Source organism: Erwinia sp. 198, from assembly GCF_003937915.1.
Classification (GTDB): Bacteria; Pseudomonadota; Gammaproteobacteria; order Enterobacterales; family Enterobacteriaceae; genus Erwinia; species Erwinia aeris.
The window spans coordinates 73,591-99,741 of the sequence record NZ_RHUM01000004.1; the positions used below are offsets into that span (position 1 = coordinate 73,591).

At 54.7% G+C, this 26,151-nt stretch carries 27 protein-coding genes; 11 read left to right on the forward strand and 16 right to left on the reverse strand.

Annotation, left to right across the window (positions count from 1 at the left end):
* Positions 1 to 6: 6 nt before the first annotated feature.
* Positions 7 to 447 (reverse strand): peptidoglycan-binding protein LysM, encoded by a 441-nt coding sequence (gene lysM, locus EGK14_RS07150; protein ID WP_125288404.1) that lies wholly within the window; start codon positions 445 to 447, stop codon positions 7 to 9.
* A 193-nt stretch (positions 448 to 640) separates the two neighbouring features.
* Between lysM and nrdR the strand changes: the two genes are divergently transcribed.
* The 6 genes from nrdR (at position 641) to pgpA (ending at position 4,700) form a co-directional block, all read left to right on the forward strand.
* A complete protein-coding gene (gene nrdR, locus EGK14_RS07155) occupies positions 641 to 1,090 on the forward strand; it encodes a transcriptional regulator NrdR (RefSeq protein ID WP_125288405.1) in 450 nt (149 codons plus the stop codon).
* Between the two features lie 3 nt (positions 1,091 to 1,093).
* Positions 1,094 to 2,194 carry a bifunctional diaminohydroxyphosphoribosylaminopyrimidine deaminase/5-amino-6-(5-phosphoribosylamino)uracil reductase RibD gene (gene ribD / locus EGK14_RS07160; protein ID WP_125288406.1) on the forward strand — a complete coding sequence of 367 codons (1,101 nt, stop codon included), beginning with the start codon at positions 1,094 to 1,096 and terminating at the stop codon, positions 2,192 to 2,194.
* An 89-nt stretch (positions 2,195 to 2,283) separates the two neighbouring features.
* Complete coding sequence (gene ribE, locus EGK14_RS07165; protein WP_125288407.1) at positions 2,284 to 2,754, forward strand: 6,7-dimethyl-8-ribityllumazine synthase; 471 nt, start codon at positions 2,284 to 2,286, stop codon at positions 2,752 to 2,754.
* A gap of 16 nt (positions 2,755 to 2,770) precedes the next feature.
* Positions 2,771 to 3,190 carry a transcription antitermination factor NusB gene (nusB, locus tag EGK14_RS07170; RefSeq protein ID WP_125288408.1) on the forward strand — a complete coding sequence of 140 codons (420 nt, stop codon included), beginning with the start codon at positions 2,771 to 2,773 and terminating at the stop codon, positions 3,188 to 3,190.
* A gap of 54 nt (positions 3,191 to 3,244) precedes the next feature.
* On the forward strand, positions 3,245 to 4,216 hold the full coding sequence (gene thiL / locus EGK14_RS07175) for a thiamine-phosphate kinase (protein WP_125288409.1): 972 nt from the start codon (positions 3,245 to 3,247) through the stop codon (positions 4,214 to 4,216).
* Complete coding sequence (pgpA, locus tag EGK14_RS07180) at positions 4,200 to 4,700, forward strand: phosphatidylglycerophosphatase A (protein WP_125288410.1); 501 nt, start codon at positions 4,200 to 4,202, stop codon at positions 4,698 to 4,700. The genes thiL and pgpA overlap by 17 nt, the downstream gene beginning before the upstream one ends.
* A gap of 163 nt (positions 4,701 to 4,863) precedes the next feature.
* Here the strand turns inward: pgpA and EGK14_RS07185 are convergent, their stop codons facing one another.
* The 5 genes from EGK14_RS07185 to xseB form a co-directional block, all read right to left on the reverse strand.
* Positions 4,864 to 5,838, reverse strand: a complete 975-nt coding sequence (locus EGK14_RS07185) for an aldo/keto reductase (RefSeq protein ID WP_125288411.1) — start codon at positions 5,836 to 5,838, stop codon at positions 4,864 to 4,866.
* A gap of 191 nt (positions 5,839 to 6,029) precedes the next feature.
* Positions 6,030 to 6,299, reverse strand: a complete 270-nt coding sequence (locus EGK14_RS07190) for a hypothetical protein (RefSeq protein WP_125288412.1) — start codon at positions 6,297 to 6,299, stop codon at positions 6,030 to 6,032.
* 226 nt (positions 6,300 to 6,525) lie between these two features.
* Positions 6,526 to 8,391, reverse strand: a complete 1,866-nt coding sequence (gene dxs, locus EGK14_RS07195) for a 1-deoxy-D-xylulose-5-phosphate synthase (RefSeq protein WP_125288413.1) — start codon at positions 8,389 to 8,391, stop codon at positions 6,526 to 6,528.
* 19 nt (positions 8,392 to 8,410) lie between these two features.
* Positions 8,411 to 9,310, reverse strand: a complete 900-nt coding sequence (gene ispA / locus EGK14_RS07200; RefSeq protein ID WP_125288414.1) for a (2E,6E)-farnesyl diphosphate synthase — start codon at positions 9,308 to 9,310, stop codon at positions 8,411 to 8,413.
* Positions 9,310 to 9,552 (reverse strand): exodeoxyribonuclease VII small subunit, encoded by a 243-nt coding sequence (gene xseB, locus EGK14_RS07205; protein WP_125288415.1) that lies wholly within the window; start codon positions 9,550 to 9,552, stop codon positions 9,310 to 9,312. Before xseB ends, ispA begins: the two co-directional genes overlap by 1 nt.
* A 231-nt stretch (positions 9,553 to 9,783) precedes the next feature.
* On the opposite strand from xseB, the gene thiI reads away from it, so the two are divergent.
* Complete coding sequence (gene thiI / locus EGK14_RS07210) at positions 9,784 to 11,232, forward strand: tRNA uracil 4-sulfurtransferase ThiI (RefSeq protein WP_125288416.1); 1,449 nt, start codon at positions 9,784 to 9,786, stop codon at positions 11,230 to 11,232.
* A gap of 161 nt (positions 11,233 to 11,393) precedes the next feature.
* On the opposite strand, the gene yajL is transcribed toward thiI, so the two are convergent.
* Both yajL and panE read right to left on the reverse strand, forming a co-directional pair.
* Positions 11,394 to 11,993 carry a protein deglycase YajL gene (gene yajL / locus EGK14_RS07215; protein WP_125288417.1) on the reverse strand — a complete coding sequence of 200 codons (600 nt, stop codon included), beginning with the start codon at positions 11,991 to 11,993 and terminating at the stop codon, positions 11,394 to 11,396.
* Entirely contained in the window at positions 11,953 to 12,867 is a 915-nt protein-coding gene (panE, locus tag EGK14_RS07220; RefSeq protein WP_125288418.1) for a 2-dehydropantoate 2-reductase, read from the reverse strand. Before panE ends, yajL begins: the two co-directional genes overlap by 41 nt.
* Before the next feature lie 150 nt (positions 12,868 to 13,017).
* Between panE and EGK14_RS07225 the strand changes: the two genes are divergently transcribed.
* Positions 13,018 to 13,509 (forward strand): YajQ family cyclic di-GMP-binding protein, encoded by a 492-nt coding sequence (locus EGK14_RS07225; protein ID WP_125288419.1) that lies wholly within the window; start codon positions 13,018 to 13,020, stop codon positions 13,507 to 13,509.
* A 162-nt stretch (positions 13,510 to 13,671) separates the two neighbouring features.
* Here the strand turns inward: EGK14_RS07225 and EGK14_RS07230 are convergent, their stop codons facing one another.
* The 8 genes from EGK14_RS07230 to EGK14_RS07265 form a co-directional block, all read right to left on the reverse strand.
* Entirely contained in the window at positions 13,672 to 15,036 is a 1,365-nt protein-coding gene (locus EGK14_RS07230; RefSeq protein WP_125288420.1) for an MFS transporter, read from the reverse strand.
* Between the two features lie 126 nt (positions 15,037 to 15,162).
* The gene (gene cyoE, locus EGK14_RS07235; protein WP_125288628.1) at positions 15,163 to 16,050 is read right to left on the reverse strand and encodes a heme o synthase; all 888 of its coding nucleotides are present in this window, start codon (positions 16,048 to 16,050) and stop codon (positions 15,163 to 15,165) included.
* Between the two features lie 13 nt (positions 16,051 to 16,063).
* Positions 16,064 to 16,393, reverse strand: a complete 330-nt coding sequence (locus tag EGK14_RS07240) for a cytochrome o ubiquinol oxidase subunit IV (RefSeq protein ID WP_125288421.1) — start codon at positions 16,391 to 16,393, stop codon at positions 16,064 to 16,066.
* On the reverse strand, positions 16,393 to 17,007 hold the full coding sequence (locus tag EGK14_RS07245; protein WP_125288422.1) for a cytochrome o ubiquinol oxidase subunit III: 615 nt from the start codon (positions 17,005 to 17,007) through the stop codon (positions 16,393 to 16,395). The genes EGK14_RS07240 and EGK14_RS07245 overlap by 1 nt, the downstream gene beginning before the upstream one ends.
* A complete protein-coding gene (cyoB, locus tag EGK14_RS07250) occupies positions 16,997 to 18,988 on the reverse strand; it encodes a cytochrome o ubiquinol oxidase subunit I (protein WP_125288423.1) in 1,992 nt (663 codons plus the stop codon). Before cyoB ends, EGK14_RS07245 begins: the two co-directional genes overlap by 11 nt.
* A gap of 4 nt (positions 18,989 to 18,992) precedes the next feature.
* Complete coding sequence (gene cyoA, locus EGK14_RS07255; RefSeq protein ID WP_125288424.1) at positions 18,993 to 19,922, reverse strand: cytochrome o ubiquinol oxidase subunit II; 930 nt, start codon at positions 19,920 to 19,922, stop codon at positions 18,993 to 18,995.
* A gap of 788 nt (positions 19,923 to 20,710) precedes the next feature.
* The gene (gene ampG / locus EGK14_RS07260; RefSeq protein WP_125288425.1) at positions 20,711 to 22,186 is read right to left on the reverse strand and encodes a muropeptide MFS transporter AmpG; all 1,476 of its coding nucleotides are present in this window, start codon (positions 22,184 to 22,186) and stop codon (positions 20,711 to 20,713) included.
* Between the two features lie 44 nt (positions 22,187 to 22,230).
* Entirely contained in the window at positions 22,231 to 22,809 is a 579-nt protein-coding gene (locus EGK14_RS07265; RefSeq protein ID WP_125288426.1) for a lipoprotein, read from the reverse strand.
* 285 nt (positions 22,810 to 23,094) lie between these two features.
* Between EGK14_RS07265 and bolA the strand changes: the two genes are divergently transcribed.
* The 3 genes from bolA to clpP all read left to right on the forward strand — a co-directional run bounded on the left by bolA (position 23,095) and on the right by clpP (position 25,985).
* Positions 23,095 to 23,409, forward strand: a complete 315-nt coding sequence (bolA, locus tag EGK14_RS07270) for a transcriptional regulator BolA (RefSeq protein ID WP_125288427.1) — start codon at positions 23,095 to 23,097, stop codon at positions 23,407 to 23,409.
* Between the two features lie 321 nt (positions 23,410 to 23,730).
* Positions 23,731 to 25,035: a trigger factor gene (gene tig, locus EGK14_RS07275; protein WP_125288428.1), complete on the forward strand. Its 1,305-nt coding sequence runs from the start codon at positions 23,731 to 23,733 to the stop codon at positions 25,033 to 25,035.
* Positions 25,036 to 25,361: 326 nt separating this feature from the next.
* Entirely contained in the window at positions 25,362 to 25,985 is a 624-nt protein-coding gene (gene clpP / locus EGK14_RS07280; protein WP_125288429.1) for an ATP-dependent Clp endopeptidase proteolytic subunit ClpP, read from the forward strand.
* The last annotated feature ends 166 nt before the right edge of the window (positions 25,986 to 26,151 follow it).

Sequence of the window (26,151 nt, forward strand, 5' to 3'; positions counted from 1 at the left end):
AGTTGCCTACTGAGGAATACGTAAGGTCTGACCCGGATAGATCTTATTCGGATCGGAGAGCATCGGCTTGTTAGCCTCAAAGATTTGATTGTACTTATTCGGATCGCCGTACACTTCTTTTGAGATCGCGCTCAGCGTGTCACCTTTCTTCACCGTATAGAATTTGGCTTCGGTCGCGGTTTCAGCCACCTTTACATTATCCTCAACGTGGGTGATACCGGCTACGTTACCGGCCGCCACCAGGATTTTTTCCTTCAGCTCTTGCGAAATGCTGTCGCCGCTGATGCTGGCCTTATCGCCATCCACCTTAACATCAACCTTGTCGCTGCCCGGCAGGCCCAGCTTATGGATATATTCTTTCAGCTTCGCGCTTTGATCTTCGCCAGCGCCGCTTACGGAATCCCACAGTTTCTCGCCAGCTTCTTTTACAAAGTTAAATAAACCCATATTTCCTCCGGCTAATCCTTGTTTTTAAAAAAGTTACGCCTGAGCGTTCTCTCATTATAGCGGAAGAATAAGGAGATACCTGGTCAGATGCCAGACAAAGCGATACGGCAGGGGAAAGAAGGGCAGCCCGATATTTTGTTGCTCGCCACTTCGCGCTACACTGTGTTCACTTTTCCAGGATCCAGGAATTATCATGCATTGCCCGTTCTGTTCTGCTGTGGATACCAAAGTCATCGATTCCCGCCTTGTGGGGGAAGGAACCTCGGTGCGCCGTCGCCGTCAGTGCCTGGTGTGCCATGAACGCTTCACTACTTTTGAAGTGGCCGAGCTGGTGATGCCGCGCGTGGTGAAAAGCAATGATATCCGTGAGCCTTTCAATGAAGACAAACTTTGCAGCGGCATCATGAAGGCGCTGGAGAAGCGGCCGGTCAGCTCGGACGACGTCGAAAACGCCGTCAGCCATATCAAAAGCAAGCTGCGCTCTACCGGCGAACGGGAAGTACCCAGCAAGATGATCGGCAATCTGGTAATGGACGAGCTGAAAAAGCTGGATAAGGTAGCCTATATTCGCTTCGCCTCGGTTTACCGGAGCTTTGAAGATATCCGCGAATTCGGCGAAGAGATCGCCCGCTTACAGGATTAAGGCATGGATGAAATCTATATGGCCCGCGCGCTTGAACTGGCCAGACGCGGACGTTTTACCACGATGCCCAATCCGAACGTAGGCTGCGTTATCGTGCGCAACGGGGAGATTGTCGGCGAAGGCTATCATTTTCGCGCAGGCGAACCCCATGCTGAAGTTCACGCTCTGCGTATGGCTGGCGAAAAGGCGCGCGGCGCGACGGCTTACGTCACGCTGGAGCCTTGTAGCCACCATGGCCGTACCCCGCCATGCTGCGAGGCGTTGATTGCCGCAGGCGTAGCCCGAGTCGTCGCCGCCATGCAGGATCCCAACCCGGAAGTGGCGGGGCGCGGCCTTTACCGTTTGCAGCAGGCCGGTATCGAGGTCAGCCACGGGCTGATGATGCAGGAAGCGGAAGCGCTGAATCGCGGCTTTCTGAAGCGGATGCGCACCGGCTTTCCCTGGGTGCAGCTGAAGCTGGGCGCGTCGCTGGATGGCCGTACGGCGATGGCAAGCGGCGAAAGCCAGTGGATCACCTCACCGGAGGCACGACGCGACGTGCAGCGCCTGCGGGCGCAAAGCGCCGCGATCCTGACTACCAGCGCGACGGTACTGGCGGACGATCCCTCCCTGACCGTGCGCTGGGACGAGCTGAACCAGCACGTACGCGCAACCTATGCGCAGCAGGATTTACGCCAGCCGATTAGAGTGGTTATCGACAGCCACAATCGCGTCACGCCGCAACATCGGCTGATTTCTCAGCCGGGAGAAACCTGGCTGGCGCGTCAGCAGCCCGACGGGCTAAGCTGGCCGGCTAACGTGGAACAATTTTGCGTGCCGCGTCACAATGAGCAAACCGATCTGGTGTCTTTGCTGATGCTGCTGGGACGCCGCCAGATCAACAGCGTTTGGGTAGAAGCAGGCGCTGCGCTTTCGGGTGCATTGCTGAGCGCGGGCGTGGTTGATGAGCTGATTGTTTATCTTGCGCCGAAATTACTGGGCGATGCGGCACGCGGTTTGTGCCATCTGCCCGCTTTAGCACAACTTGCTGAAGCGCCGACGTTTATATTCAGCGATAGTCGTCAGGTTGGGCCAGATTTACGCCTGACGCTGACGCCGCGATAGCGCCCTGCAGAAAAGCGGAAGCAGAGCGTTAAAGAGTGTGATAGAATCCGCCCCCCTGCGGGGCCATAACAAACCCTGAAAGGAAGATTATGAACGTTATTGAAGCTGCTGTTGCTACTCCTGACGCGCGCGTGGCCATTGTTATTGCGCGTTTCAACAACTTTATCAACGACAGCCTGCTGAGCGGTGCCCTTGATGCGCTGAAGCGTATCGGCCAGGTAAAAGATGAAAACATCACCGTTATCTGGGTGCCGGGTGCTTATGAAATGCCAATGACGGCGCGTGCGCTGGCGAACGCCGGCAAATACGACGCGGTTGTGGCACTGGGTACCGTGATCCGCGGTGGCACCGCCCACTTCGAATATGTTGCTGGCGAAGCCAGTTCTGGCCTGGCCAGCGTCGCTATGAACAGCGATATTCCGGTTGCCTTTGGTGTTCTGACGACGGAAAACATCGAGCAGGCCATTGAGCGCGCCGGAACCAAAGCGGGTAACAAAGGGGCGGAAGCCGCTCTGACCGCACTTGAAATGATTAACGTATTGAAAGCCATCAAAGCCTGATTTTAAGGGGAATTTTGTGAAACCTGCTGCTCGTCGCCGCGCCCGTGAATGTGCTGTCCAGGCGCTTTACTCCTGGCAGTTGTCAAAGAACGACATCTCTGATGTCGAATACCAGTTTCTGGCGGAGCAAGACGTCAAAGACGTTGATATCAGCTATTTCCGCGAGCTGCTGGGCGGCGTTGCGACCAACAGCGCGTACCTTGACGGCCTGATGAAGCCTTACCTTTCTCGCCAGCTGGAAGAGCTGGGCCAGGTGGAGAAGGCGATTCTGCGCATTTCGCTGTACGAGCTGAGCAAGCGCTCCGACGTTCCCTACAAAGTGGCTATTAACGAGGGGATTGAGCTGGCGAAAGTGTTTGGCGCTGAAGACAGCCATAAGTTTGTTAACGGCGTGCTGGATAAAGCCGCTCCGCATATCCGCCCCAATAAGAAGTAATCCTCTCAGGCCGGTCTTATCCGGCCTTCTTCCTTTTTTCTGCTGGAAAGCATTATGGCATGTGGCGAATTTGAACTTATCACGCGCTATTTTGATCGTATAACTAGCTCTCGTCGTGATGTGGAAAAAGGCATTGGTGATGACTGCGCCCTGCTTAACCTGCCTGAAAAACAGACGCTGGCGATCAGCACCGATACGCTGGTGGCGGGCGTACACTTTCTGCGTGACATCCATCCCGCCGATCTCGGCTATAAAGCGCTGGCGGTCAATCTCAGCGATTTGGCGGCAATGGGCGCCGATCCCGCCTGGCTTACGCTGGCGCTGACGCTGCCCGAGGTCAACGAGGCCTGGCTGAAAGAGTTCAGCGACAGCCTGTTTGAACTGCTGGATTATTACAATATGCAGCTGATCGGCGGCGATACCACGCGCGGCCCGCTGAGTATGACGCTGAGCATTCATGGCCTGGTGCCGCAGGGCAGGGCATTGAAACGGTCTGGCGCAAAGCCCGGCGACTGGATTTACGTTACCGGCACGCTGGGCGACAGCGCGGCAGGCCTGGCGCTGTTGCAGCACCATATCAAAATTAACGACCCCGCGGCGCATGAAGCCTTAATCAAACGCCATCTACGTCCGATGCCGCGTATTCTGCAAGGGCAGGCGCTGCGCGACCTGGCCAGCGCCGCTATCGATATCTCCGACGGGCTGATCTCTGATTTGGGGCATATTCTGCAAGCCAGCGGCTGCGGCGCTCGTCTGCATCTGGATGCGCTGCCGCTTTCCGTGGTAATGAAAAGCCATTTTGATCCGGAGCAGGCAATCAGCTGGGCGCTGGGCGGCGGCGAAGACTACGAACTCTGCTTTACCGTGCCGGAAATCAATCGCGGCGCGCTGGACGTGGCGCTGGGGCATTATGGCGTGCCTTTTACCTGTGTAGGCCAGCTGGCACCGCAGTCAGAAGGTCTGGTGCTGCTGGAAAACAACAGGCCCGTCGAGCGCAAACTGAAAGGATTTGATCACTTTGGATAAGCACGAGGCGAAAAAACGCCTGAAGATGAGCAATCCCTGGCACCTGCTGGCAACCGGTTTTGGCAGCGGATTAAGTCCGGTGGTGCCCGGCACCATGGGATCGCTGGCGGCTATTCCTTTCTGGTATCTGATGTCGTTTCTGCCGCAGGACATCTACTCGCTGCTGGTGATGTTCGGCATCTGCATCGGCGTTTATCTCTGCCATCGCACCGCGAAAGATATGGGCCTGCACGATCATGGCAGCATCGTCTGGGACGAGTTTATCGGTATGTGGATCACGCTGATGGCGATCCCGGTGAACAGTTGGCAATGGGTGCTGGCCGGATTCGTGATTTTCCGCATCCTGGATATGTGGAAGCCGTGGCCGATCCGCTGGTTTGACCGCAACGTACACGGCGGCATGGGCATTATGGTAGATGATATTGTCGCCGGCATTATTTCCGCCGGTATTCTCTATTACGCCGGGCACCATCTGGCGTTGTAGCTGGCCTGAGTTTGTCATCAGGCTGCATTCGGGCCGGTGAAAAGGCAGGGTTGCTGTAAAAAAATGCCAGGATGCAACCGCTATTCAGGTTTGTCAGTAGCTTGAGGCCAGCATAGCTGGCCTCCTGGCTTATGCTTCAGCCCTGCCGCAGCAGCGGCGCGGCTTATTCAAATCCCACCACGTGATGCGGCTGATAAACGCTTTCCAGTTCGGTCATCTCATCCTGCGTCAGTTCAACATCTACCGCTTTGACCAGATCGGCCAGCTGTTCTGAACGGGAAGCGCCGATAATCGGCGCGGTCACCACCGGTTTCGCCAGCAGCCACGCCAGGGCGATTTGCGCCCGGCTGACGCCGCGAGCTTCAGCAAGCGCGGCCACGCGCCCGGCGATAGCGGCATCGTTCTCTTCGCTTTGCGCATAGAGCGAGGTGCCATATTCGTCGGAAGCGGTGCGCGCGGTAGCTTCGCCCCATGGGCGCGTCAGGCGGCCACGAGCCAGCGGGCTCCACGGCAGCACGGCGATATTTTCCGCCTGGCAGAGCGGGTGCATTTCGCGTTCTTCCTCACGTTGGATCAGATTGTACTGATCCTGCATACTGACAAACCTTGTCCAGCCGTGACGATCCGCCGTGTAGAGCGCCTTAGCGAATTGCCAGGCATACATGGATGAGGCGCCAATATAGCGCGCTTTACCCGCCTTCACCACGTCATGCAGCGCCTCCAGCGTCTCTTCCAGCGGCGTGTTATAGTCCCAGCGATGGATTTGCAATAAATCCACATAGTCGGTACCCAGACGAGTCAGGCTGTCATCGACGGACTGCATAATGTTGGCGCGGGAAAGGCCGCCGGAAAGATTGCTCAGCGGAAAGTAAACTTTCGTTGCCAGCACGATCTCTTCGCGGCGGGCATAGTCTTTTAGCGCGCGGCCGACAATTTCTTCGCTACTGCCGTCGGAATAACTGTTGGCGGTGTCGAAAAAGTTAATGCCGGCCTCCAGCGCTTGTTTGATCAACGGGCGACTGCTCTCTTCGGGCAACGTCCAGGCATGGCGGCCGCGACTCGGCTCGCCATAGGTCATACAGCCCAGGCACAGGCGGGAAACGGTAAGATCGGTATTGCCTAACTGAAGGGTTTTCATGCGTGCTCCTGCTGTAAATAATGATTTGCACTTTCAGAAGCTGTAAGGATAGCAGCTAATAAAAGGCTTATCCCGGAATAAGCGCGCACTTGAATAATACTGGATAATTTAAAACAGAGAAGATAACGTATTTTTTCAAAAAAGGATGTGCCAAACAGCACCGTCTTACACATCCTTTATTTAATAGCAAATTAGCCAGCGTTTTTAACAATATTATTAAAGAAGTTCTCTACCTCTGCAGAAGTGTGCGTGAAGCCATAAAGCGCACCGCCAACGCCGCCAATCACCAGACCCAGCGCTACGCCAACTGCCTGACCGATGCCAAAGTTAAGAATACTTAATCCACCCCATTTACCGCCGATATAAGCATAGGTTGTTGCGCCAATAACCGCACCATCAAAAGCGCTTGCAAGATCGGCACCAGAAACAAGGGTAACTTCTTCCATAGTCAGTTCTTTCATTTTTAAGTTCCTTCTAAATGTAGAAATAAAGTTGGCTGGATAACCAACAAGAGGAATTATATGCAGAAATAAGCTGACATCAACCCATAATTTATTTATTTTACGATGAAGTGTTTATCTGGAATTATTGATGCGTTAATGGAATATTTTATAAAATAGATTACATGAGAGGCATTATTATAACGAAAATAACCTGCGGAGCAGCGTTCGCTCCGCAGGCTTTGTATTACAGCGCCAGCCAGGCTTCGATCTGCTGTTCGATACCCTCAGCGTCAAGCTGGTAATCGTGCCGGATCTCTTCCTGGGTTCCCTGCGGAATAAACTCATCCGGCAGGCCGATATTCAGTACCGGCACCAGCACGCGCTTCGCCATTAGCGTCTCAAGAACGCCGCTGCCCGCGCCGCCTTTGATGGCGCCTTCTTCCAACGTCACCAGCGCTTCATGGCTGGCGGCCAGCTCAACGATCAGCGCCTCGTCCAGCGGCTTCACAAAACGCATATCCACCAGCGTGGCGTTCAGCGATTCCGCGACGACGGCGGCTTCCGGCAGTAGCGTGCCAAAGTTGAGGATGGCCAGCTTTTCGCCTTCGCGTTTTATCACGCCTTTGCCTAACGGCAGCGACGCCAGCGGTTCCAGTTCGGCGCCGGTTCCGGTGCCGCGAGGATAGCGTACCGCGCTTGGGCCAGCACTATAGTGATAGCCGGTATAGAGCATCTGACGGCATTCGTTCTCGTCGCTTGGCGTCATAATCACCATATTTGGAATGCAGCGCAGGAACGAGATATCAAAAGCGCCCTGGTGCGTTTGACCGTCCGCGCCAACGATACCGCCGCGATCGATAGCAAACAGCACCGGCAGCTTCTGGATCGCCACGTCGTGGATCAGCTGATCGTAGGCGCGCTGCAAAAACGTCGAATAAATGGCGACCACGGGCTTATAACCGCCAATCGCCAGACCGGCGGCGAAGGTGACGGCATGCTGTTCGGCAATCGCCACGTCAAAATATTGCGCCGGATAGTCGCGCGAGAAGCTGACCATGCCGGAGCCTTCTCGCATGGCAGGCGTCACGGCCATCAGCTTGTTGTCGTCGGCGGCGGTTTCGCTCAGCCACTGACCGAAAACCTTCGAGTAGCTCGGCAGACCCTCAATCGCTTTCGGCAGCAGGCCGCTGGCCGGATCGAATTTCGGCACGGCGTGCCAGCTGATCGGATCTTTCTCCGCCGGGGCGTAGCCTTTGCCTTTTTTGGTCATGATGTGCAGGAACTGCGGGCCTTTCAGATCGCGCATGTTTTTCAGCGTCTGCACCAGCGTCAGCACGTCGTGGCCGTCGACCGGGCCAATATAGTTAAAGCCCAGCTCTTCGAACAGCGTGCCGGGTACCACCATGCCTTTCAGATGCTCTTCGGTGCGTCTGACCAGCTCTTTGATAGGGGGCAGGCCGGTCAGCACTTTTTTGCCGCCTTCACGCAGCTTCGAGTAGGTTTTACCGGAAAGGATTTGCGCCAGACGATTGTTCAGCGCGCCGACGTTTTCCGAAATCGACATTTCGTTGTCGTTCAGCACTACCAGCAGATCGGATTTGATATCGCCCGCGTGGTTCATCGCCTCGAACGCCATGCCCGCCGTGATGGCGCCGTCGCCGATCACGCAGGCGGTGCGGCGGCCTTTGCCTTCTTTCTCTGCGGCGACGGCCATGCCCAGTCCGGCGCTGATTGAGGTACTGGAGTGGCCGACGTTCAGTACGTCATATTCGCTTTCGTCGCGCCACGGGAACGGATGCAGGCCGTTTTTCTGACGGATAGTGCCAATACGATCGCGGCGGCCGGTCAGAATTTTATGCGGATAGGCCTGGTGGCCCACGTCCCAAATCAAATGATCAAAAGGAGTGTTGTAGACATAGTGCAGGGCAACGGTCAGCTCTACCACGCCCAGTCCGGAGGCAAAGTGGCCGCTGGAGCGGCTGACGCTATCGAGTAAATACTGTCGTAGCTCATCACAGAGTTTTGGCAGGCTCTCTTTAGGAAGCGAACGTAGTTCTTGTACCGAAGCGGCCTGCGCCAGCGTTGGATATTTTGCAGTATCAAAACTCATCAGAGACTCATTGTGAAAGTTATTTATTGCGTTCAATTATGTAACTTGCAAGCAGCTGTAGTGATGCTGTGTCAAAGCCTTGCGCGGCAAGTATTTCCAGTGCGCTGAGCGACTCCTGACAGAGTTCCCACGCTTTTGCCCGCGCGCTCTCAAGTCCCATCAAGGCCGGGTAGGTACTTTTTCCTAATTGCTGATCGGCTCCCTGCCGTTTGCCGATGATGGCGGTGTCGCCCACCACATCCAGAATATCGTCCTGCACCTGAAACGCCAGGCCGATGGCTTCCGCGTAGCTATCGAGCGCGGGCAGCGCGTCGCGTCCTCTGTCGCCGGCGGTCAAAGCGCCCAGGCGAACCGCGCAACGGATCAGCGCGCCGGTCTTATAACGGTGAATTTGCTCAAGCTCGCTCAGACCGACCTGCTGACCTTCTGCCGCCAGATCCAGCGCCTGGCCGCCACACATGCCCGCAACGCCGCTGGCCTTAGCCAGCTCGGAAATCATCGCGATACGGTATTCTGCCGTTACGTCAGGCAAAGGCGTATCGGCAAGTATAGTGAAGGCCAGCGTTTGTAGCGCGTCGCCGGCCAAAATAGCCGTATCTTCGCTGAATTTAATATGGCAGGTCGGCTGGCCGCGACGCAGGCTGTCATCGTCCATCGCAGGCAGATCGTCGTGGATCAGCGAGTAGGCATGGATGCACTCGACTGCCGCAGCGGGCGCATCCAGCGCGGCATCGTCAGCATGAAGCATTTTGCCGGTAGCATACACCAGAAACGGGCGCAGGCGTTTGCCGCCGAGCAGCGCGCCGTACTCCATGGCATTCACCAGCGGAGACTGCTGAAAGGGCTGCGCGGCAATAAAGCGTTGTAAAGCCTGGTTGACGCGCGCGTGATACGCGGTAAGAAGAGCGCTAAAATCCATCAGTCGTTTTCCGGCGTGAAGGGCTGAAGATCGCCATTTTTGTCGTCGTTAAGCAGGATTTGCACACGCTGTTCCGCCTGCTGCAGTTTCTGCTGGCCCGCTCGCGCCAGCTGCACGCCGCGTTCGAATTCGTTGAGCGCCTCTTCCAGCGGCAGCTCGCCGCTTTCAAGACGGGAGACAATTTGCTCCAGCTGGGCAAGCGAGGTTTCAAAACTGGCGGGCTGTTCGGCTTTTTTCGGCATAATAACGGTTGCTCGGTGATGTTTTAGTCTGTCAGGTCACTCATGGTAGCCGACTCAAATTGATTAGCAAAATAATGATTCCGGGCGCTGTTGAAGAAGCAGTCGCCGGGCAGATGTGATACACTCATCTCCCCTGGATGTGAAGGGCGTAAGCTACTTTGCAATTCTCTGATTTTACCAGCTAAGTGCGCTCCATTTCAGCACTTAATTGCCCGTTGAGCCCGTGCCGCCATGAAGTTTATCATTAAATTATTCCCTGAAATCACCATCAAAAGCCAGTCTGTTCGCCTGCGTTTTATCAAAATGTTAACCACGAACATTCGTAACGTATTGAAACAGTGCGACGAGACGCTGGCCGTGGTGCGCCACTGGGATCATATCGAAGTCCGTTCCAAAAACGAAAGCCAGCGCGGCTATATTATTGATGAACTGTCGCGTATTCCCGGTATTCATCACGTGCTGGAAGTTGAAGAGCGCGGCTATACCGATCTGCACAACATTTTTGAGCAGACGCTGGCGATGAACCGCGAGCGTATTGAAGGCAAAACCTTCTCCGTACGCGTAAAGCGTCGCGGCAAGCATGAGTTCAGCTCGCAGGACGTTGAGCGCTATGTAGGCGGCGGGCTGAATCAGCACGTCCAGAGCGCGCAGGTCAAGCTGAACCATCCGCAGGTCACGGTCAACTTAGAGATTGAAGACGATCGTCTGCTGCTGATCACCGGACGCTATGAAGGCATCGGCGGTTTCCCTATCGGCAGCCAGGAAGACGTACTGTCGCTGATCTCCGGCGGCTTCGACTCCGGCGTGTCCAGCTATATGCTGATGCGTCGCGGCTGCCGCGTGCACTACTGCTTCTTTAATCTTGGCGGCGCGGCGCATGAAATCGGCGTGCGTCAGGTGGCGCACTACCTGTGGAACCGCTTTGGCCGTTCGCACAAGGTGCGCTTCGTGGCCATCAACTTTGAGCCGGTGGTTGGCGAGATTCTGGAAAAAGTGGACGACGGCCAGATGGGCGTGGTGCTGAAGCGCATGATGGTGCGCGCGGCCTCGACTATCGCCGAGCGCTACGGCGTGCAGGCACTGGTGACCGGCGAAGCGCTGGGCCAGGTTTCCAGCCAGACGCTGACTAATCTGCGGCTAATCGACAACGCTTCCGATACGCTGATCCTGCGTCCGCTGATTTCGCATGATAAAGAGCACATCATCAAGCTGGCGCGCCATATCGGCACGGAAGATTTTGCCCGCACCATGCCGGAGTATTGCGGCGTGATCTCGAAAAGCCCAACGGTAAAAGCGGTAAAGGCGAAAATCGAGGCGGAAGAGCAGAACTTTGATTTTGCCGTGCTGGAGAAAGCTATCGAAGAAGCCACCAATGTCGATATCCGTCAGATTGCGGAAGAGACCGAGCAGGAAGTGGTGGAAGTCGAAACCGTGGTGTCGTTTGGCGACAACGACGTGGTGCTGGATATCCGCTCGCCTGACGAGCAGGATGACAAGCCGCTGGAGCTGGAAGGCGTAGAGGTAAAAGGCATGCCGTTCTATAAACTCAGCACCCAGTTCGGCGATCTCGATCAGAGCAAAACCTGGCTGCTTTACTGCGATCGGGGCGTAATGAGCCGTTTGCAGGCGCTCTATTTACATGAGCAGGGCTTTAAAAACGTGAAGGTTTACCGCCCGTAAGCGGAAAGGTAAAAGGCGCTGGCTTCAGCGCCTTTTTTATCTAACCTCGCTTTTGCTCGCGACAGGCTGCCGGCTAAAGCGCTGGCCTGGCTGCTTCTCAGTTGCCAGCAGGCCTTTTACGTCGGCGACGCCGCTCAGGCGGGTAGCCGCGCCGGGCGGCTCTATTCCACCCACTCCCGGTAATCAAAAATACCTGCGGCCGGCACCAGCTGCTGCGCCACCTCATGCGCTTTCTCTTTACCTGCCAACAGATCGATCAGCTTCAGGGCAAAATCGATTGCGGTGCCGGGCGCCTGGCTGGTGAGCAGATTGACACGGCGATCCCAGACCACGCGCTTATCCATCCACTGGCTTTCGGGAATGGTTTCCTTCAGGCCGGGAAAGCCGGTCATATTGGCAATCGGAAACAGCTTATGCGGTACCAGCACGGTGCCGGCCGCGGCGCAGATCGCCGCGACAATACGGCCGGACTGGTGAAACTGCCGCACCGTTTCCACCAGCAGCGGGCTGTCGCGAAAGGCTTCCGCGCCTTTCAGGCCGCCGGGCAGCACGATGGCGGCAAAATCGTTGTCGGCTACCTCAACCAGCGTGGCATCGGTTAACAGCCGTACGCCGCGCGAACAGCGGATTTCTTTGCTGCCGTCATCCGTTACGCTGGCGGTAGTGACCGTGAAACCGGCGCGCACCAGCAGATCGATAGTGGTAACGGCTTCGGTTTCTTCACTGCCAGGTGCCAGGCAAACCAGTACGCTCGCGCTCATAGTCTTGTTCCTTACGCTTAATCATTTCATAAAGTCGGCTGTTTTCCGGCGTGGCCAGACCCTGCGCCCGCGCGCGCCGGATAACGTAGCCGGTAATATAGTCAATTTCCGTACGCCGCTGCGCGCGGATATCCTGCAGCATGGAAGAGGTATTGGCGGCGGTCGCGGTAATAATCTCTTTCACGTAGTCCAGCAGCGCCTCGCGAGAGGTATGTTCACCTTCACGCTCCATCACCATCGCTACTTCATCGCAGAGCAGGGCCACCTCCTGCGGATGGTTAAGCAGCTCGCCGTTGGTGCAGTCATACTGAACCGTCAGCGGGTTAATCACGCAGTTAACGGCCAGCTTTTGCCAGGCGGCGGAGGAGACATTGTTATGCCAGGCGACGTCCGGCAGCGCCTGCTGCAGTGTTTCTGCCAGCCTGCTGAGCATGGCGCCGTCCGCAGAAGTTGGGCCGATATGGGTGATGCCGGAAGCAACATGGGTAACCATAGTGCCGTCGCGCTTTGCCGCATGGGTCGTGATCCCGCGCAGCAGCGGCTGCGTCAACATTTTAAGCTCGTCAAGCGTGCCCATACCATTATGCAGCAGCAGGATCGGGCAGGCTTCACGCAGAATGAACCGCAAATTTTTTACCGCTTCGGATACCTGCCAGGCTTTCAGCGTTACCAGCAGCAGGTCGCTTTCCGCTAAAAAAGCAGGGTCGTTGGCAATAAAGGTTTTGTTACTTATGTTGCCCTCAAGATCCACCACGTTGACCAAGCAATAAGGCTGCGGTACCCGTAGCCATCCCTGCACCTCATTGCCCTGAGCGTCCAGCGCAGCCAGCCAGATCTGCCCTAAAGCGCCGCATCCCAATACGGTAATCTTCATTCTTCCTCTCCGCAGCGGGTTGGATTAATTCTGCCGGGCCGAAGGCCGCGCTGGCAGAGCTATTCTTATTATAGCTTTCCATGCCGATGGTTTTTTTACTGATGCTAAGTGGGTATTATGCCTGTCACAACAGAATCAGGAGAAAAAATCATGCCATCATTCGATATCGTATCTGAAATCGACCTGCAGGAAGTGCGCAACGCCGTTGAAAACGCCAATCGTGAAATTTCCACCCGTTTCGATTTTCGCAACGTGACGGCCAGCTATGAGCTGAACGAGAAAAACGAAACGATTAAGGTGCTGAGCGAGTCTGATTTTCAGGTGAAGCAGCTGGTGGACATTCTGCGCGAGAAACTGCTCAAGCGCAGTATTGAAGGCGGCGCGCTGGAAGTGCCGGAGGAAATTGAGCACAGCGGCAAAAGCTGGAGCGTGGAAGTCAAACTGAAAAAAGGCATCCCGTCCGACGTGGCGAAAAAAATCGTTAAGCTGATCAAAGACAGCAAGCTGAAAGTGCAGTCTCAGGTGCAGGGTGAAGAAGTCCGCGTGACCGGTAAGTCCCGTGACGATCTGCAGGGAGCGATGGCGCTGGTGCGTGGCGGCGACCTGGGGCAGCCTTTCCAGTTTAAAAACTTCCGCGATTAATGATAAAAGGGCGATGCGTCGCCCTTTTATTCAATTTTCCCCGCCTCCGCCAGACGTTGGTCATCGTAAAGGTTTTATCGCGGCATGACGCAGCCCGGCAAAGAGGGGAGGGCGGGATGCGAGGCAGGACATAATGGGGCGACAGACCCCATCAACAGGTAATCAGCAGCTGCCGACCAGCGCTTCCAGCTCCGGGCGATTGGTGACTTTGCTGTCAATCTTCACGTAGGCGCTTCGCTCTTCCGGGACGATAAAGACGGCGGCTACGCCAGGCTGCGCCCTCAGGCGTTTTTCCAGCGCGGCAGTGTCGGTAATATCATCATGCAGTACGATACGCAGGCTGCTGACGTACGGCGGCTCCTGCATGGTGCAGCTCACCAGCAGCCAGACTACGGCGATAATAGCGCCGACCACAAAGACGGTGGACGCATCAAAGTGGCCATATAGCCAGCCGCCCAGGCTACCGCCGATCGCCACGCCGATAAACTGGCTGGTGGAGTAGACGCCCATCGCGGTGCCCTTGTAGCCCGGTGGCGATTCTTTACTGACCAGCGAAGGCAAAATCGCCTCCATCAGGTTAAAGCCGATAAAGAACAGCTGCACCCCCAAAACCTGCGTCCAGAAGTGGTTGCCCGCGCCCCAGAGCACGATTTCTGCGATCAGGATAATCGCCACGCAGGCGATAAACACCCGCTTCATCTGGCGCTTCACTTCCGCATAGATAATAAACGGGATCACGCCGCAGAAAGCGATCAGCATGGTGACCAGATAGACTTTCCAGTGCTGTTCTGCCGGGAATCCAGCCTGCTCGAACTCGCCGGGCAGCGCCACGAAGCTGGACATCAGCAGAATGTGCAGGCACATAATGCCGAAGTTCAGCTTGACCAGGCGGCTGTTGGCCAGCACCGCGCGAAAGCTGCCCTTAACGATGCCGGATTCGCGGTTAAGCATATGGTTAGAGGCAGAAGGCACCACCAGCAGCGTGATCGCAATGCCGCTGGACGCCAGCAGCGCAATCATCCAGAACAGCGCATGCAGACCAAGCGCATGGGTGACAATCGGCCCAAGCACCATCGCAATCGCAAAGGTGACGCCGAAGCTGATACCGATAAAGGCCATCGCTTTGGTGCGGTTCTGCTCGCGCGTCAGGTCGGAAAGCAGGGCCATTACCGCCGCCGCAATCGCGCCGGAACCCTGTAAAGCACGACCCAGGATCACGCCCCAAATAGAGTTGGTGCTGGCGGCAATCACGCTGCCGAGCACGAAAATTAGGAGTCCGCCGACGATCAGCGGCTTGCGGCCGATACGGTCGGAGAGCAGTCCAAAAGGAATTTGAAACACGGCCTGCGCCAAACCATAGATGCCGATAGCAAGGCCTATCAGCGCTTCGCTGGCTCCCTGTAATGCCATGCCGTAAGTGGTCAGGACGGGCAGAACCATAAACATGCCCAGCATACGCAGGGAGAATACCGTTCCCAAACCCCATGTCGCACGCAGTTCGACCGGAGTCATTTTATTATCGTTCATTACTACCTCAGTTTATCTGGTGAGCATATTTTAAGGCGTAGGGAAAGGTGGGTAAAATTATTATTAACGAGAAGTGGTAACAAAAAGAAAGGGCGCGATAATCGCGCCCTTCGGAGGAGGTGGAAGTTACCAGACGTAAGTCAGTAAATCCTTTGAGGCCGGCGTCATAAAGTCGACCGACATCATCACGCTTAGCGCGGTGATGGCGACGATGGAGAAAACGAACAGCTTGCGTGCCCAGACGCGATCGTTCTGCGTCTTGTAGCCCGAAAGCGCCATTCCCAGCCACCATACGCTCACGGCGGCGGCGACCACCAGATATTTGTAGCCCGCGTAGCCCACCAGCGTCAGCATCAGTGTCGCAACCATAAACGCCAGGATGTACAGCGTGATATGGTTTTTCGCCACCGAAATGCCTTTTACCACCGGCAGAACCGGGATATTCGCTGCCTGGTAATCTTTAAAGCGGAAGATAGCAATCGCATAGGAATGCGGCATCTGCCACAGGCTAAAGATAGCCAGCAGGATCAGCGCGCCAGCGTCGAACTGGTTGCTGACGGCACAGTAGCCGATAACCGGCGGCGCAGCGCCGGAAAGGCTACCAATCAGCGTGCCGTAGACGGATTTACGCTTCATATAGAGGCTGTAAATACCGACGTAAACCACAAAGCCCATCACCGCCAGCCACATGGCCAGCGGGTTTGCTCCGAGATACAGCAACGCGAATCCAGCAATACCCAGAACGGTTGCATAAACCAGAGAGACTGTCGGAGAAATGAGGCCTTTTACCAGCACACGGTTTCTGGTTCTCTCCATTTTTACGTCGATGTCGCGGTCAATAAAGTTGTTATAAACACAACCCGATGCGACCACCAGCGAGACGCCGACTAAGGTGGTGAGAAACAGGGAATAGTCAATGCTGCCTTTAGAAGCCAGCAGAAATCCCCCGATGACAGAAATTAAATTCCCGAAAATAATTCCTGGTTTCGTTACTTGCAGGTATTGCTTAATCATCACAGGCGACTCTTTAACGGACCATCATGTTGTAATTGAGGTTCCACATAATCCATATAGAGCCCACTACGACAATCAGAATGATGACGGCGGAAAAGACTATCGCCACCAGATTCCAACGCTGATCGGTAGACGTGCTGAGGTGCAGGAAGTAATAAAGATGCACCAGCACCTGTACCACGGCTGCAATCACCACCACGGCCAGCATCGTCGTTTTAGACGCGCCGCCTTCCATGACGATCCAGAATGGAATCGCAGTCAGAATGATCGACAGAATAAAGCCGATCATATAAGTCTTCACGTTACCGTGCGAGGTACCATGATCGCTTAATGTCTTGCTCATTACATGGCCCCCAGCAGATAAACAATGGTAAATACGCAGATCCAGACAACGTCCAGGAAGTGCCAGAACATGCTCAGGCACATCACGCGGGTATGGTTGGTGGAGGTCAGGCCCTTAGTGGCAACCTGATACATCAGCACCAGCATCCAGATCAGACCTGAAGTCACGTGCAGACCGTGCGTACCTACCAGCGTGAAGAACGCCGACAGGAAGCCGCTGCGCTGCGGACCAAAGCCTTCGGTAATCAGGTGATGGAACTCATAGATTTCCATCCCGATAAAGCCGAGACCAAACAGGAAGGTCAGGCCCAGCCAGCCGAGAACGGCAGACTTAGACCCTTTTTCCATGCTGATAACGGCAAAGCCGTAGGTAATGGAGCTGAACAGCAGCAGGGCGGTTTCAACCAGAACAAACGGTAATTCAAAAATATCTTTCCCTGACGGGCCGCCAGCGGTGTTGTTGACCATAACAGCATAGGTCGCAAACAGCGTGGCGAAGATGATGCAGTCGCTCATCAGGTAGATCCAGAAGCCAAACAGCTTATTGGCTCCTGCATCGTGATGCCCATGCTCCGCATGGGCGTCGTGGTGCTTAGTCAGAGTTTCAGTTGACATTTTTCAGACCTGCTTTGCTAATTTCGTCAAAGTGCTGATTCTCGATTTTTTCGATCTCGGCAACGGGAACGTAGTAATCCACGTCATCGTCGAAGCTCTTGATAATCCAGGTAAGGATCATGCCGAGGAAGGTGAGACCAGCCAGCCACCAGATGTGCCAGATAGCGGCAAAACCAAACACCATGCTGAACAGACCGATGATCAGACCCGCGCCGCTGTTTTTCGGCATGTGGATCTCTTCATACTTAGCAGGACGTTTGTACGCTTCGCCTTTCTCTTTCATTTCCCAGAACGCATCGCGCTCGTGGATAACGGGCACTTCAGCAAAGTTGTAGAACGGTGGTGGTGAAGAGGTTGCCCACTCCAGCGTACGACCGCCCCACGGGTCACCGGTCAGGTCGCGCAGCTGCTCGCGGTCGCGTACAGATACCCAGAACTGAGTAAGCTGGCACAGCACGCCACAAGCGATCAGCGCAGCACCGACTGCCGCAACCACCAGCAGAGTATGGAACTGTGGATCGATATTCTGACTCAGACGACGGGTCATCCCCATGAAGCCCAGCGCGTACAGCGGCATAAAGGCAACGAAGAAACCGATGATCCAGAACCAGAAGGCGCGGATACCCCATTTTTCATTCAGGCAGAAGCCGAACGCTTTCGGGAACCAGTAAGTCACGCCAGCAAAGCAACCGAATACCACACCACCGATAATAACGTTATGGAAGTGGGCAATCAGGAACAGACTGTTGTGCAGAACGAAGTCAGCACCCGGCACCGCCAGCAGAACACCGGTCATACCACCGACAGAGAAGGTGACCAAGAAGCCTACGGTCCACAGCATGGCAGAGTGCATCTGAATGCGGCCCTGGTACATGGTGAACAGCCAGTTGAAGATCTTAACACCGGTCGGGATGGCGATGATCATCGTCATAATACCGAAGAAGGCGTTAACGTTCGCACCGGCACCCATCGTAAAGAAGTGGTGCAGCCACACGATGAAGGAAAGGACGGTGATAACAACCGTTGCCCAAACCAGCGAGGTGTAACCGAACAGGCGTTTTTTCGAGAAGGTTGCGACCACTTCGGAGAACACGCCGAAGACAGGCAGAACCAGGATATATACTTCCGGATGTCCCCAGACCCAAATCAGGTTGACGTACATCATCATGTTGCCGCCCATTTCGTTGGTAAAGAAATGGAAGCCCAGATAACGGTCAAGGGTCAGCAGCGCCAGCGTCACGGTCAGAACCGGGAAGGAGACGATGATCAGCACGTTAGTACACAGGGATGCCCAGGTGAACACAGGCATTTTGAACATGGTCATGCCCGGTGCACGCATTCTCAGGATAGTAACGAAGAAGTTAATACCTGTTAATGTCGTCCCGATACCGGAGAGCTGTAGACTCCAGATCCAGTAGTCGACCCCGACCCCCGGACTGTATTCCGCGCCGGAAAGCGGTGGATAAGCCAGCCAGCCGGTCTGAGCAAATTCGCCCACGCCCAGTGACAGGTTAACCAGCACCACGCCCACAGCCGTGAACCAGAAGCTCAGGTTGTTCAGGAACGGGAAGGCCACGTCGCGCGCGCCGATCTGCAAAGGAACAGCAATGTTCATCAGACCGATAACGAACGGCATTGCTACGAAGAAGATCATGATCACGCCGTGAGCGGTGAAGATCTGGTCGTAGTGATGAGGCGGCAGGAAGCCTGGATCGCCCATCGAGGCCATCACCTGCTGGCTACGCATCATGACCGCATCGGCAAAGCCGCGCAGCAGCATGACGAAAGCCACGATGATATACATGATACCCAGTTTTTTATGGTCGACTGACGTCAGCCATTCAGACCACAGGTATTGCCACTTACCGAAGTAAGTGATTGCTCCAGCAACAGCCAGACCACCAAGAATGATGGCGGCAACCGTAACCATGATAATCGGCTCATGGTACGGAACAGCATCAAGGGTTAATTTTCCCAACATCGTATTATTCCTCGGCTCCCGCGTGAGAGGCGTCGTTCATGTCCATGCCTTCATGCTCAGAGGACATAGCCATATTCCCGTGGTTCATCTTGAATTTGCCAATAACCTGCTTGAACAAATCAGGATTCGCCGTAGAGAAGAACTCCACCGGATGGTTTTCGCTTGGCGCTGCCAGTTTCTCGAAATCATCCATGGTCATCAGCTGGTTAGAAGACTCTTTCGCTTTCGCTACCCACTGATCGAATGCTGCATTATCAGGTGTGGCGATAGCTTTGAACTTCATGCCGGAGAAGCCGCGACCGCTGAAGTTAGAGGAGATACCGTCAAACGTGCCGGCTTCATTCGCGATCAGGTTCAGCTGAGTCTGCATACCCGCCATAGCGTAAATCTGGCTACCGAGGGTAGGAATGAAGAAGGAGTTCATCACGGAGTTCGAAGTGATCTTAAAGGTCACTGGCGTGTTGGCCGGGAAAGCAATCTGGTTAACGGTTGCAATACCCTGTTCAGGGTAAATAAACAGCCATTTCCAGTCCAGCGCCACCACATCAATCTCAATGGGTTTCACGTTGGAAGCCAACGGTTTGCTTGGTTCCAGCGCGTGGGTTGATTTCCACGTCAGGACGCCAAGGAAGAGAATGATAAGGATGGGCACAGTCCACACTACGGCTTCCACTTTATTCGAGTGTGACCAGTTTGGACTGTATTTTGCTTCGGTATTCGATGCCCGATACTTCCAGGCGAATACCACGGCCATCAGGACTGCGGGAATAACGACGATCATCATCAAGCCGAAGGCTGTCAGTATCAGCGAACGTTGCTCCATTGCAACCTGTCCTTTGGGACTCAACAATGCACTATCACAGCCACTTAACAATACAGTGCCTGCGATTAATGACAGAATCCCCAAACTTTTATTGTATTTCCTGAGTCTCATTTAACGACCTCAATGACAAGGGCTCTATTGTCGTTTAAGTGTGGCGGCATTTTACGGGAACGTTTCAGTACTGTAAACCAGCAACAGCTTGTGTCAGCGAGGTGTTGACACCTTTTGCAAACACTGTCACACATGTTTCGGAGGGTGACAAAATATGAATAATAGCAGGGCTTTGGGGGTGATATAACAAAAACCGATGGAAAATCCCCTTCAGAAAACAGGGTCGCTATAAACAGCGAAATTGGTACTCAATTATTTAACATAGTTGTAGCATTTGATCTATGTCAAATAAACAAAAATAGTTTCGCAGCGGTTGTGTTTTCTCGTTTTATTGTAAATGTAAAGACGAGAATCTTTAGGAAATAACGGACGAGACAAAATAAGCGCAACGGTGGAATTGTTAAAAAATGATTAAATTACCTGCACCACTGTCGCTATTTACAGCGAAAAAAAAGGGTGTTTGTTACGTTGCTGTTAGCTTATTTTCTGCTATGGGCGATAAATAATAGCCTTAAAGAGTATATATAACAGCGATGCTAATGTATTGGGGCTATTTCAACCCTGACCCGCTATAAAAAGATGGCACTGAGTTTGCCTTAAATCGGGTACGGTCTGCATCCGCTTTCTCTGGTGGATGCGCCTGTTACGTGAGGCTTATCACACTATTCACGCTGGTTATCAATTGTGGTTGACAATATCAAACGCATATCAACGAATGAAGCACAGCACAGCCCGAATAGCCAGGTGACAACAGGAATTGCCGTCCGCTAGCCGGACGGCAAATGACCTCAGTCCTGCGCGCTGCGCAGCGCCAGATAATCGAGCAGCGAACCCAGTATTACGCCCGCCAACCCCAGCAGCGCCGCGCCGCCAAACAGCGTAGCAAGTAAATGGTCGATATGTGCCACGCCCAGGGCATCCAGCGCCAGCAGCGCCAGCGCAACCCCCGCCAGCGCGCAGCCCAGCAGCAGCAGACGAATTGCCCAACGATAGGCCTGCGGCCAGCGGTCGCGGGGGGCGAACTCGCGCGTTTTCTCTGCCCTGTCCAGCGTGCGCCTGCAGCCCGCCAGCAGCACCAGTCCGGGCAGCGCCGCCGCGACGGAAAAGGCGTAAAAAGCGGGCCAGCCCCAGCCTGCCACAAACCAGCCCGCAACCGGCCCAACGTAGACGCGACCGACGGCGGAAAGGGCAGAAAGCAGCGCGAACTGCGTAGCGGAAAACGATTTGTTGCATAGCGTCATCAGCAGCGCCACAAAGGCCGCCGTGCCCATACCGCCGCACAGATTCTCTGCAAAGACGGCCGCCGCCATGCTGTAAAGATGTTTGTCGGTCACCGACAGCAGCCAGTAAGCCAGGTTTGACAGCGCCTGTAGGATGCCGAACAGCATCAGCGCGCGATAAAGGCTCAGCCGCTGCATCAGTAAGCCGCCGAACAGCGCGCCGATAATCGTGGCGAACAGGCCAAGCGTTTTGTTCACCAGCCCCACATCGCCTGCGTCAAAGCCCACGCCGCGAATAAGGAAGATAGTGGTCAGGCTGGCGGCAAAGGCGTCGCCAAGCTTATAAAGGACAATCAGCGACAGGATCAGCCAGGCGTTGTTACGGGTGAAAAAATCCCGCAGCGGCGCAACCACCGCCTCTTCCAGCGAGCGTGGCTGCACTATTGCCTCATCCGGTTCCTTTGCCAGCAGCGTGGCGATAACACCCGGCGCCATCATCGCGGCCATCAGCCACCAGATGGCCTGCCAGCCCAGATAACGGTCGGCCAGCCACAGCGCCAGCCCGCCGGAAACCAGCATCGCCAGCCGGTAGCCGAACACGCTGATTGCCGCGCCGCTGCCGCGCTCTTCGGCAGGCAGAATATCCGTTTTCCAGGCGTCAAAAACAATATCCTGCGAGGCGGAACAGAAGGCGACCAGCACCGCCAGCGAGGCGAGCAGCGTCAGATCGCGTGAAGGCTGCATAAAGCCCATCAGCGCAATAGCGACGATCAGCAGCAGCTGGGTCAGCAACAGCCAGCCGCGCCGACGTCCTAAAAACGGCGGCGTATAGCGGTCCATCAGCGGCGACCAGAGAAACTTAAAGACGTAAGCCTGCCCAACCAGCGAAAAAAAGCCGATGGTTTTAATATCGACATTTTCCACGGCCATCCAGGCCTGTAACGTGCCGGACGTCAGCGCCAGCGGCAAACCGGAAGAGAAACCGAGCAGGAGCAGAAGGGCGGCGTTACGACGGGTGAAAATTTGCAGATAGTGACTGGACATACAAACCTTAAACAGTGCCCGCCAGCGCGGCGGGCAAGGCTATATTAACGGGCGTTTTGCTTGATAAACTCGTGAATGCTGGTGTCCTGCGCCATATCGTCGATGACGTCGCCCAGCGTTGCGTTAACCGCGGTGGTGATCTTATCGTTGGTGGCGTTGAACGCGCCTTCGACGCTGTAGGTCTGACGGTAGTTTTTCACCTGCTTGTTGCCGTTTTTGGCGGTAGCAATAATAGAGATATCGGCTTTGGTGGTAATGCTGTAGCGCACGTTGCCCTGGGTAACGTCTGAATAAAGGTTGTTAACCACGATCTGCAAATCAACCGCGCCGTTCGGGCCAATCATATAGCCGCGCGCGCCCATCTGTTTCTCCAGCACTTCCTGTAGAAGGAAACGCAGATCGCGAGACGGTGTCAGCGTAACCAGCTGGCCGTCGCGGTTCACTTTAGCGAGCGCTTTATCGCTGCGCTGATCGGCGCCGTTGATGCTGACGGTGATGCCCATCAGGCTGGGATCCTGCTGCGGTAGTTTGATGACTGGCGAAACGTTCAGCGTGGTGCTGTTGGTCGCGCAGCCGGCCAGCATAAATACCGCCAGCAGAGGGAAAAGTAATTTTTTTAGCATGCTTATGTTCTCGATTTTATGGGGTGTAGTCCGGACAAAACCGAGGTCATCATAACATTGCCTGTAGCAAGAGGAAGCCCCGGCGACGCGCAAATTCATTACCTTATCTTTCCACCCGAGCGGTTGGACGCGCTTTCTACGGCCGGACAGTTGCAGCCGCCAGCCGGAAAATGCACAGTAGCGTGCCTGAACGGCGGATATTTTTCCGCAAACGGATCGGCAGGCAGCGAAATCCGGCTAATATTGAATAAGATGGGGCGCATCAGGTCGTAGAGGAGTGTGGTTATGATCCGCGAACAAATAGAAGAAAAGTTAAGAACGGCATTTACACCCGTGCACCTGGAGGTTCATGACGAAAGCTATCGTCACAATGTGCCTGCAGGGGCGGAAAGTCACTTCAAGATAGTTATCGTCAGCGACAGCTTTCTTAACCAGCGCTTTCTGATGCGGCATCGCGCCATTTATGGCGTGCTGGCCGACGAGCTGGCAGGAAGCGTCCACGCGCTGGCGCTGCATACCTATACCGAAAAAGAGTGGGCAGGGTTACAGGATACGGTTCCGGCTTCGCCCAACTGTCGCGGCGCCGGTACGCTGGCCTGAGGCAATATCTTAAAAATCTGAAGCGGCCTGCGGGCCGCTTTGTTGTTTCTGGTCGAAAAAACCGCTGTAACCTTTTCTTTTACCCCTTTCAGATGCAAAAAGCGTGAACGTTAACAAAATGGCGGCGTGTTGCAGCCTCGACTCGCTTTGCCGTTGCCGCTATAATGCTGCGTCTGTTTTTCCGAATGTCTTCGGGACGCTTCTGACAACAGGGAATGCGGTTCTGACATCAGAGGCCGTCCCGGTTCTTAGTCTTACTTTGCCCTGACGGGTAGAGCGAGTCTGAAGTTGACCGAGCACGTGATTTTTTGAGGTAATAAGATGCAAGTTTCAGTAGAAACAACTCAGGGCCTGGGCCGTCGCGTTACGATTACCGTTGCTAAAGATGTGATCGAAAACGCGGTGAAAAATGAGCTGGTCAGCGTAGCGAAAAAAGTGCGTATCGACGGTTTCCGTAAAGGGAAAGTGCCGATGACCGTGGTTGCACAGCGTTACGGCGCGTCTGTTCGTCAGGACGTTCTGGGCGATCTGATGCAGCGCAACTTTGTTGATGCGATCATCAAAGAGAAAATCAATCCGGCCGGCGCGCCAAACTACGTGCCGGGCGAATATAAAACCGGTGAAGACTTCACTTTCTCCGTAGAGTTCGAAGTCTATCCGGAAGTCGAGCTGAAAGGCCTGGAAGCAATCGAAGTTGAAAAACCGGTTGTTTCCGTGACCGATGAAGACGTCGATGCCATGCTGGACACCCTGCGCAAGCAGCAGGCGACCTGGAAAGAAACCGATCGCGCAGCGGAAGCTGAAGATCGCGTGACCATCGACTTCTCCGGCTCAGTAGACGGCGAAGAGTTCGAAGGCGGCAAAGCGTCTGACTTCGTACTGGCGATGGGCCAGGGTCGTATGATCCCAGGCTTTGAAGACGGTGTGGTTGGCCATAAAGCGGGCGAAACCTTCACTATCGACGTAAACTTCCCGGAAGACTACCACGCTGAAAACCTGAAAGGGAAAGCAGCGAAGTTTGAGATCGTGCTGAAGAAAGTTGAAGAGCGCGAACTGCCAGAATTCACCGAAGAGTTCATCAAGCGTTTCGGCGTGGAAGATGGCTCCGTAGCGGGTCTGCGTACCGAAGTGCGTAAAAACATGGAGCGCGAGCTGAAAGGCGCCGTGCGTAACCGTGTTAAGACTCAGGCTATCGACGGCCTGGTCAGCGCTAACGAAATTGACGTGCCGGCTGCCCTGATCGACAGCGAAATCGACGTGCTGAAGCGCCAGGCAGCACAGCGCTTCGGCGGTAACGAGCAGCAGGCTCTTGAGCTGCCTCGTGAACTGTTTGAAGAGCAGGCAAAGCGCCGCGTTGTTGTTGGCCTGCTGCTGGGCGAAGTTATCCGCAGCCACGAGCTGAAAGCGGACGAAGATCGCGTGAAGACCCTGATCGAAGAGATGGCGTCTGCTTACGAAGATCCGGCTGAAGTAATCGAGTTCTACAGCAAAAATAACGAGCTGATGAACAACATGCGCAACGTCGCGCTGGAAGAACAGGCGGTGGAAGCCGTACTGGAAAAAGCCAAAGTGACCGAAAAAGCGACAAACTTCCAGGAACTGATGAACCAGACCCAAACGGCCTGATTATCTGATTTTTCAGGATAAATTAAAGCCCGCGATCGTTATGACCGCGGGCTTTTTTCTTTTATCCATCGCATGGCATGACATTATGGGCCTTATTCGCTCATTAAAGCGGCAAATTATCGACTATGCTACTTTTCCTGGTTAGCAGCCGCCTGAAAACGTTGTTATGCTTGAATTAGCGGGGGTGTATCCCCAAATAGTAAAGTTACGGTAAGGCTTTAGGATCGCCGATAGCTTTCGGGTGAGTAAAGTTGGGGACATAGTGTTCCGGAACGCTCTCAAGTAGAATTGGTAGTGTGGCCAAATGAAAAATCCAGGAGACGGTAATGTCATACAGTGGCGAACGTGAACAAACAGCACCTCATATGGCTTTAGTGCCAATGGTGGTTGAACAAACTTCTCGCGGAGAGCGTTCTTACGACATCTTTTCCCGCCTGCTGAAGGAACGCATTATCTTCCTGACCGGCCAGGTTGAGGATCATATGGCGAATCTGATCGTCGCGCAGATGCTGTTTCTGGAAGCAGAAAACCCGGAAAAAGATATCCACCTTTATATTAACTCTCCTGGCGGCGTAATTACTGCAGGCATGTCTATTTACGACACCATGCAATTTATCAAACCTGACGTCAGCACCATCTGTATGGGCCAGGCCTGCTCAATGGGGTCTTTCCTGTTGACCGCCGGTGCGAAAGGCAAACGCTACTGCCTGCCGCATTCCCGCGTGATGATCCACCAGCCGCTGGGCGGCTTCCAGGGTCAGGCGTCGGATATCGATATTCACGCGCGTGAAATTATCAAAACCAAGCAGATGATGAATGAGCTGATGGCCAAACATACCGGTCAGAGCGTCGAAACTATCGAGCGCGACACCCAGCGCGATCGTTTCCTTTCTGCCAGTGAGTCGGTGGAGTACGGTCTGGTCGACGCCATTTTGAACCAGCGCGGTTAAGCGACGCTGGTTGGTAAAAGAGATTGCTGCCGTCACAAAGGCAGACTGACGGCCCGGGCCGTCAGCGTTAAACAAGAGGGGCAAGTTAATGACAGATAAGCGCAAAGACGGTTCAGGGAAGCTGCTGTACTGCTCTTTTTGCGGCAAGAGCCAGCATGAAGTCCGC

Excerpts from the sequence above, each read along its gene's own strand:
- lysM (WP_125288404.1), bottom strand. The coding sequence starts at position 447 with ATGGGTTTATTTAACTTTGTAAAAGAAGCTGGCGAGAAACTGTGGGAT.
- EGK14_RS07190 (WP_125288412.1), bottom strand. The coding sequence starts at position 6,299 with ATGAAAGAACTGACTATGGAAGAAGTTACCCTTGTTTCTGGTGCCGAT.
- clpP (WP_125288429.1), top strand. The coding sequence starts at position 25,362 with ATGTCATACAGTGGCGAACGTGAACAAACAGCACCTCATATGGCTTTA.
- ispA (WP_125288414.1), bottom strand. The coding sequence starts at position 9,310 with ATGGATTTTAGCGCTCTTCTTACCGCGTATCACGCGCGCGTCAACCAG.
- ribE (WP_125288407.1), top strand. The coding sequence starts at position 2,284 with ATGAACGTTATTGAAGCTGCTGTTGCTACTCCTGACGCGCGCGTGGCC.
- thiI (WP_125288416.1), top strand. The coding sequence starts at position 9,784 with ATGAAGTTTATCATTAAATTATTCCCTGAAATCACCATCAAAAGCCAG.
- nrdR (WP_125288405.1), top strand. The coding sequence starts at position 641 with ATGCATTGCCCGTTCTGTTCTGCTGTGGATACCAAAGTCATCGATTCC.
- EGK14_RS07230 (WP_125288420.1), bottom strand. The coding sequence starts at position 15,036 with ATGAACGATAATAAAATGACTCCGGTCGAACTGCGTGCGACATGGGGT.
- cyoA (WP_125288424.1), bottom strand. The coding sequence starts at position 19,922 with ATGAGACTCAGGAAATACAATAAAAGTTTGGGGATTCTGTCATTAATC.
- EGK14_RS07225 (WP_125288419.1), top strand. The coding sequence starts at position 13,018 with ATGCCATCATTCGATATCGTATCTGAAATCGACCTGCAGGAAGTGCGC.
- EGK14_RS07240 (WP_125288421.1), bottom strand. The coding sequence starts at position 16,393 with ATGAGCAAGACATTAAGCGATCATGGTACCTCGCACGGTAACGTGAAG.
- cyoB (WP_125288423.1), bottom strand. The coding sequence starts at position 18,988 with ATGTTGGGAAAATTAACCCTTGATGCTGTTCCGTACCATGAGCCGATT.
- EGK14_RS07245 (WP_125288422.1), bottom strand. The coding sequence starts at position 17,007 with ATGTCAACTGAAACTCTGACTAAGCACCACGACGCCCATGCGGAGCAT.
- dxs (WP_125288413.1), bottom strand. The coding sequence starts at position 8,391 with ATGAGTTTTGATACTGCAAAATATCCAACGCTGGCGCAGGCCGCTTCG.
- cyoE (WP_125288628.1), bottom strand. The coding sequence starts at position 16,050 with ATGATTAAGCAATACCTGCAAGTAACGAAACCAGGAATTATTTTCGGG.
- bolA (WP_125288427.1), top strand. The coding sequence starts at position 23,095 with ATGATCCGCGAACAAATAGAAGAAAAGTTAAGAACGGCATTTACACCC.
- yajL (WP_125288417.1), bottom strand. The coding sequence starts at position 11,993 with ATGAGCGCGAGCGTACTGGTTTGCCTGGCACCTGGCAGTGAAGAAACC.
- ampG (WP_125288425.1), bottom strand. The coding sequence starts at position 22,186 with ATGTCCAGTCACTATCTGCAAATTTTCACCCGTCGTAACGCCGCCCTT.
- EGK14_RS07185 (WP_125288411.1), bottom strand. The coding sequence starts at position 5,838 with ATGAAAACCCTTCAGTTAGGCAATACCGATCTTACCGTTTCCCGCCTG.
- panE (WP_125288418.1), bottom strand. The coding sequence starts at position 12,867 with ATGAAGATTACCGTATTGGGATGCGGCGCTTTAGGGCAGATCTGGCTG.
- thiL (WP_125288409.1), top strand. The coding sequence starts at position 3,245 with ATGGCATGTGGCGAATTTGAACTTATCACGCGCTATTTTGATCGTATA.
- EGK14_RS07265 (WP_125288426.1), bottom strand. The coding sequence starts at position 22,809 with ATGCTAAAAAAATTACTTTTCCCTCTGCTGGCGGTATTTATGCTGGCC.
- tig (WP_125288428.1), top strand. The coding sequence starts at position 23,731 with ATGCAAGTTTCAGTAGAAACAACTCAGGGCCTGGGCCGTCGCGTTACG.
- ribD (WP_125288406.1), top strand. The coding sequence starts at position 1,094 with ATGGATGAAATCTATATGGCCCGCGCGCTTGAACTGGCCAGACGCGGA.
- xseB (WP_125288415.1), bottom strand. The coding sequence starts at position 9,552 with ATGCCGAAAAAAGCCGAACAGCCCGCCAGTTTTGAAACCTCGCTTGCC.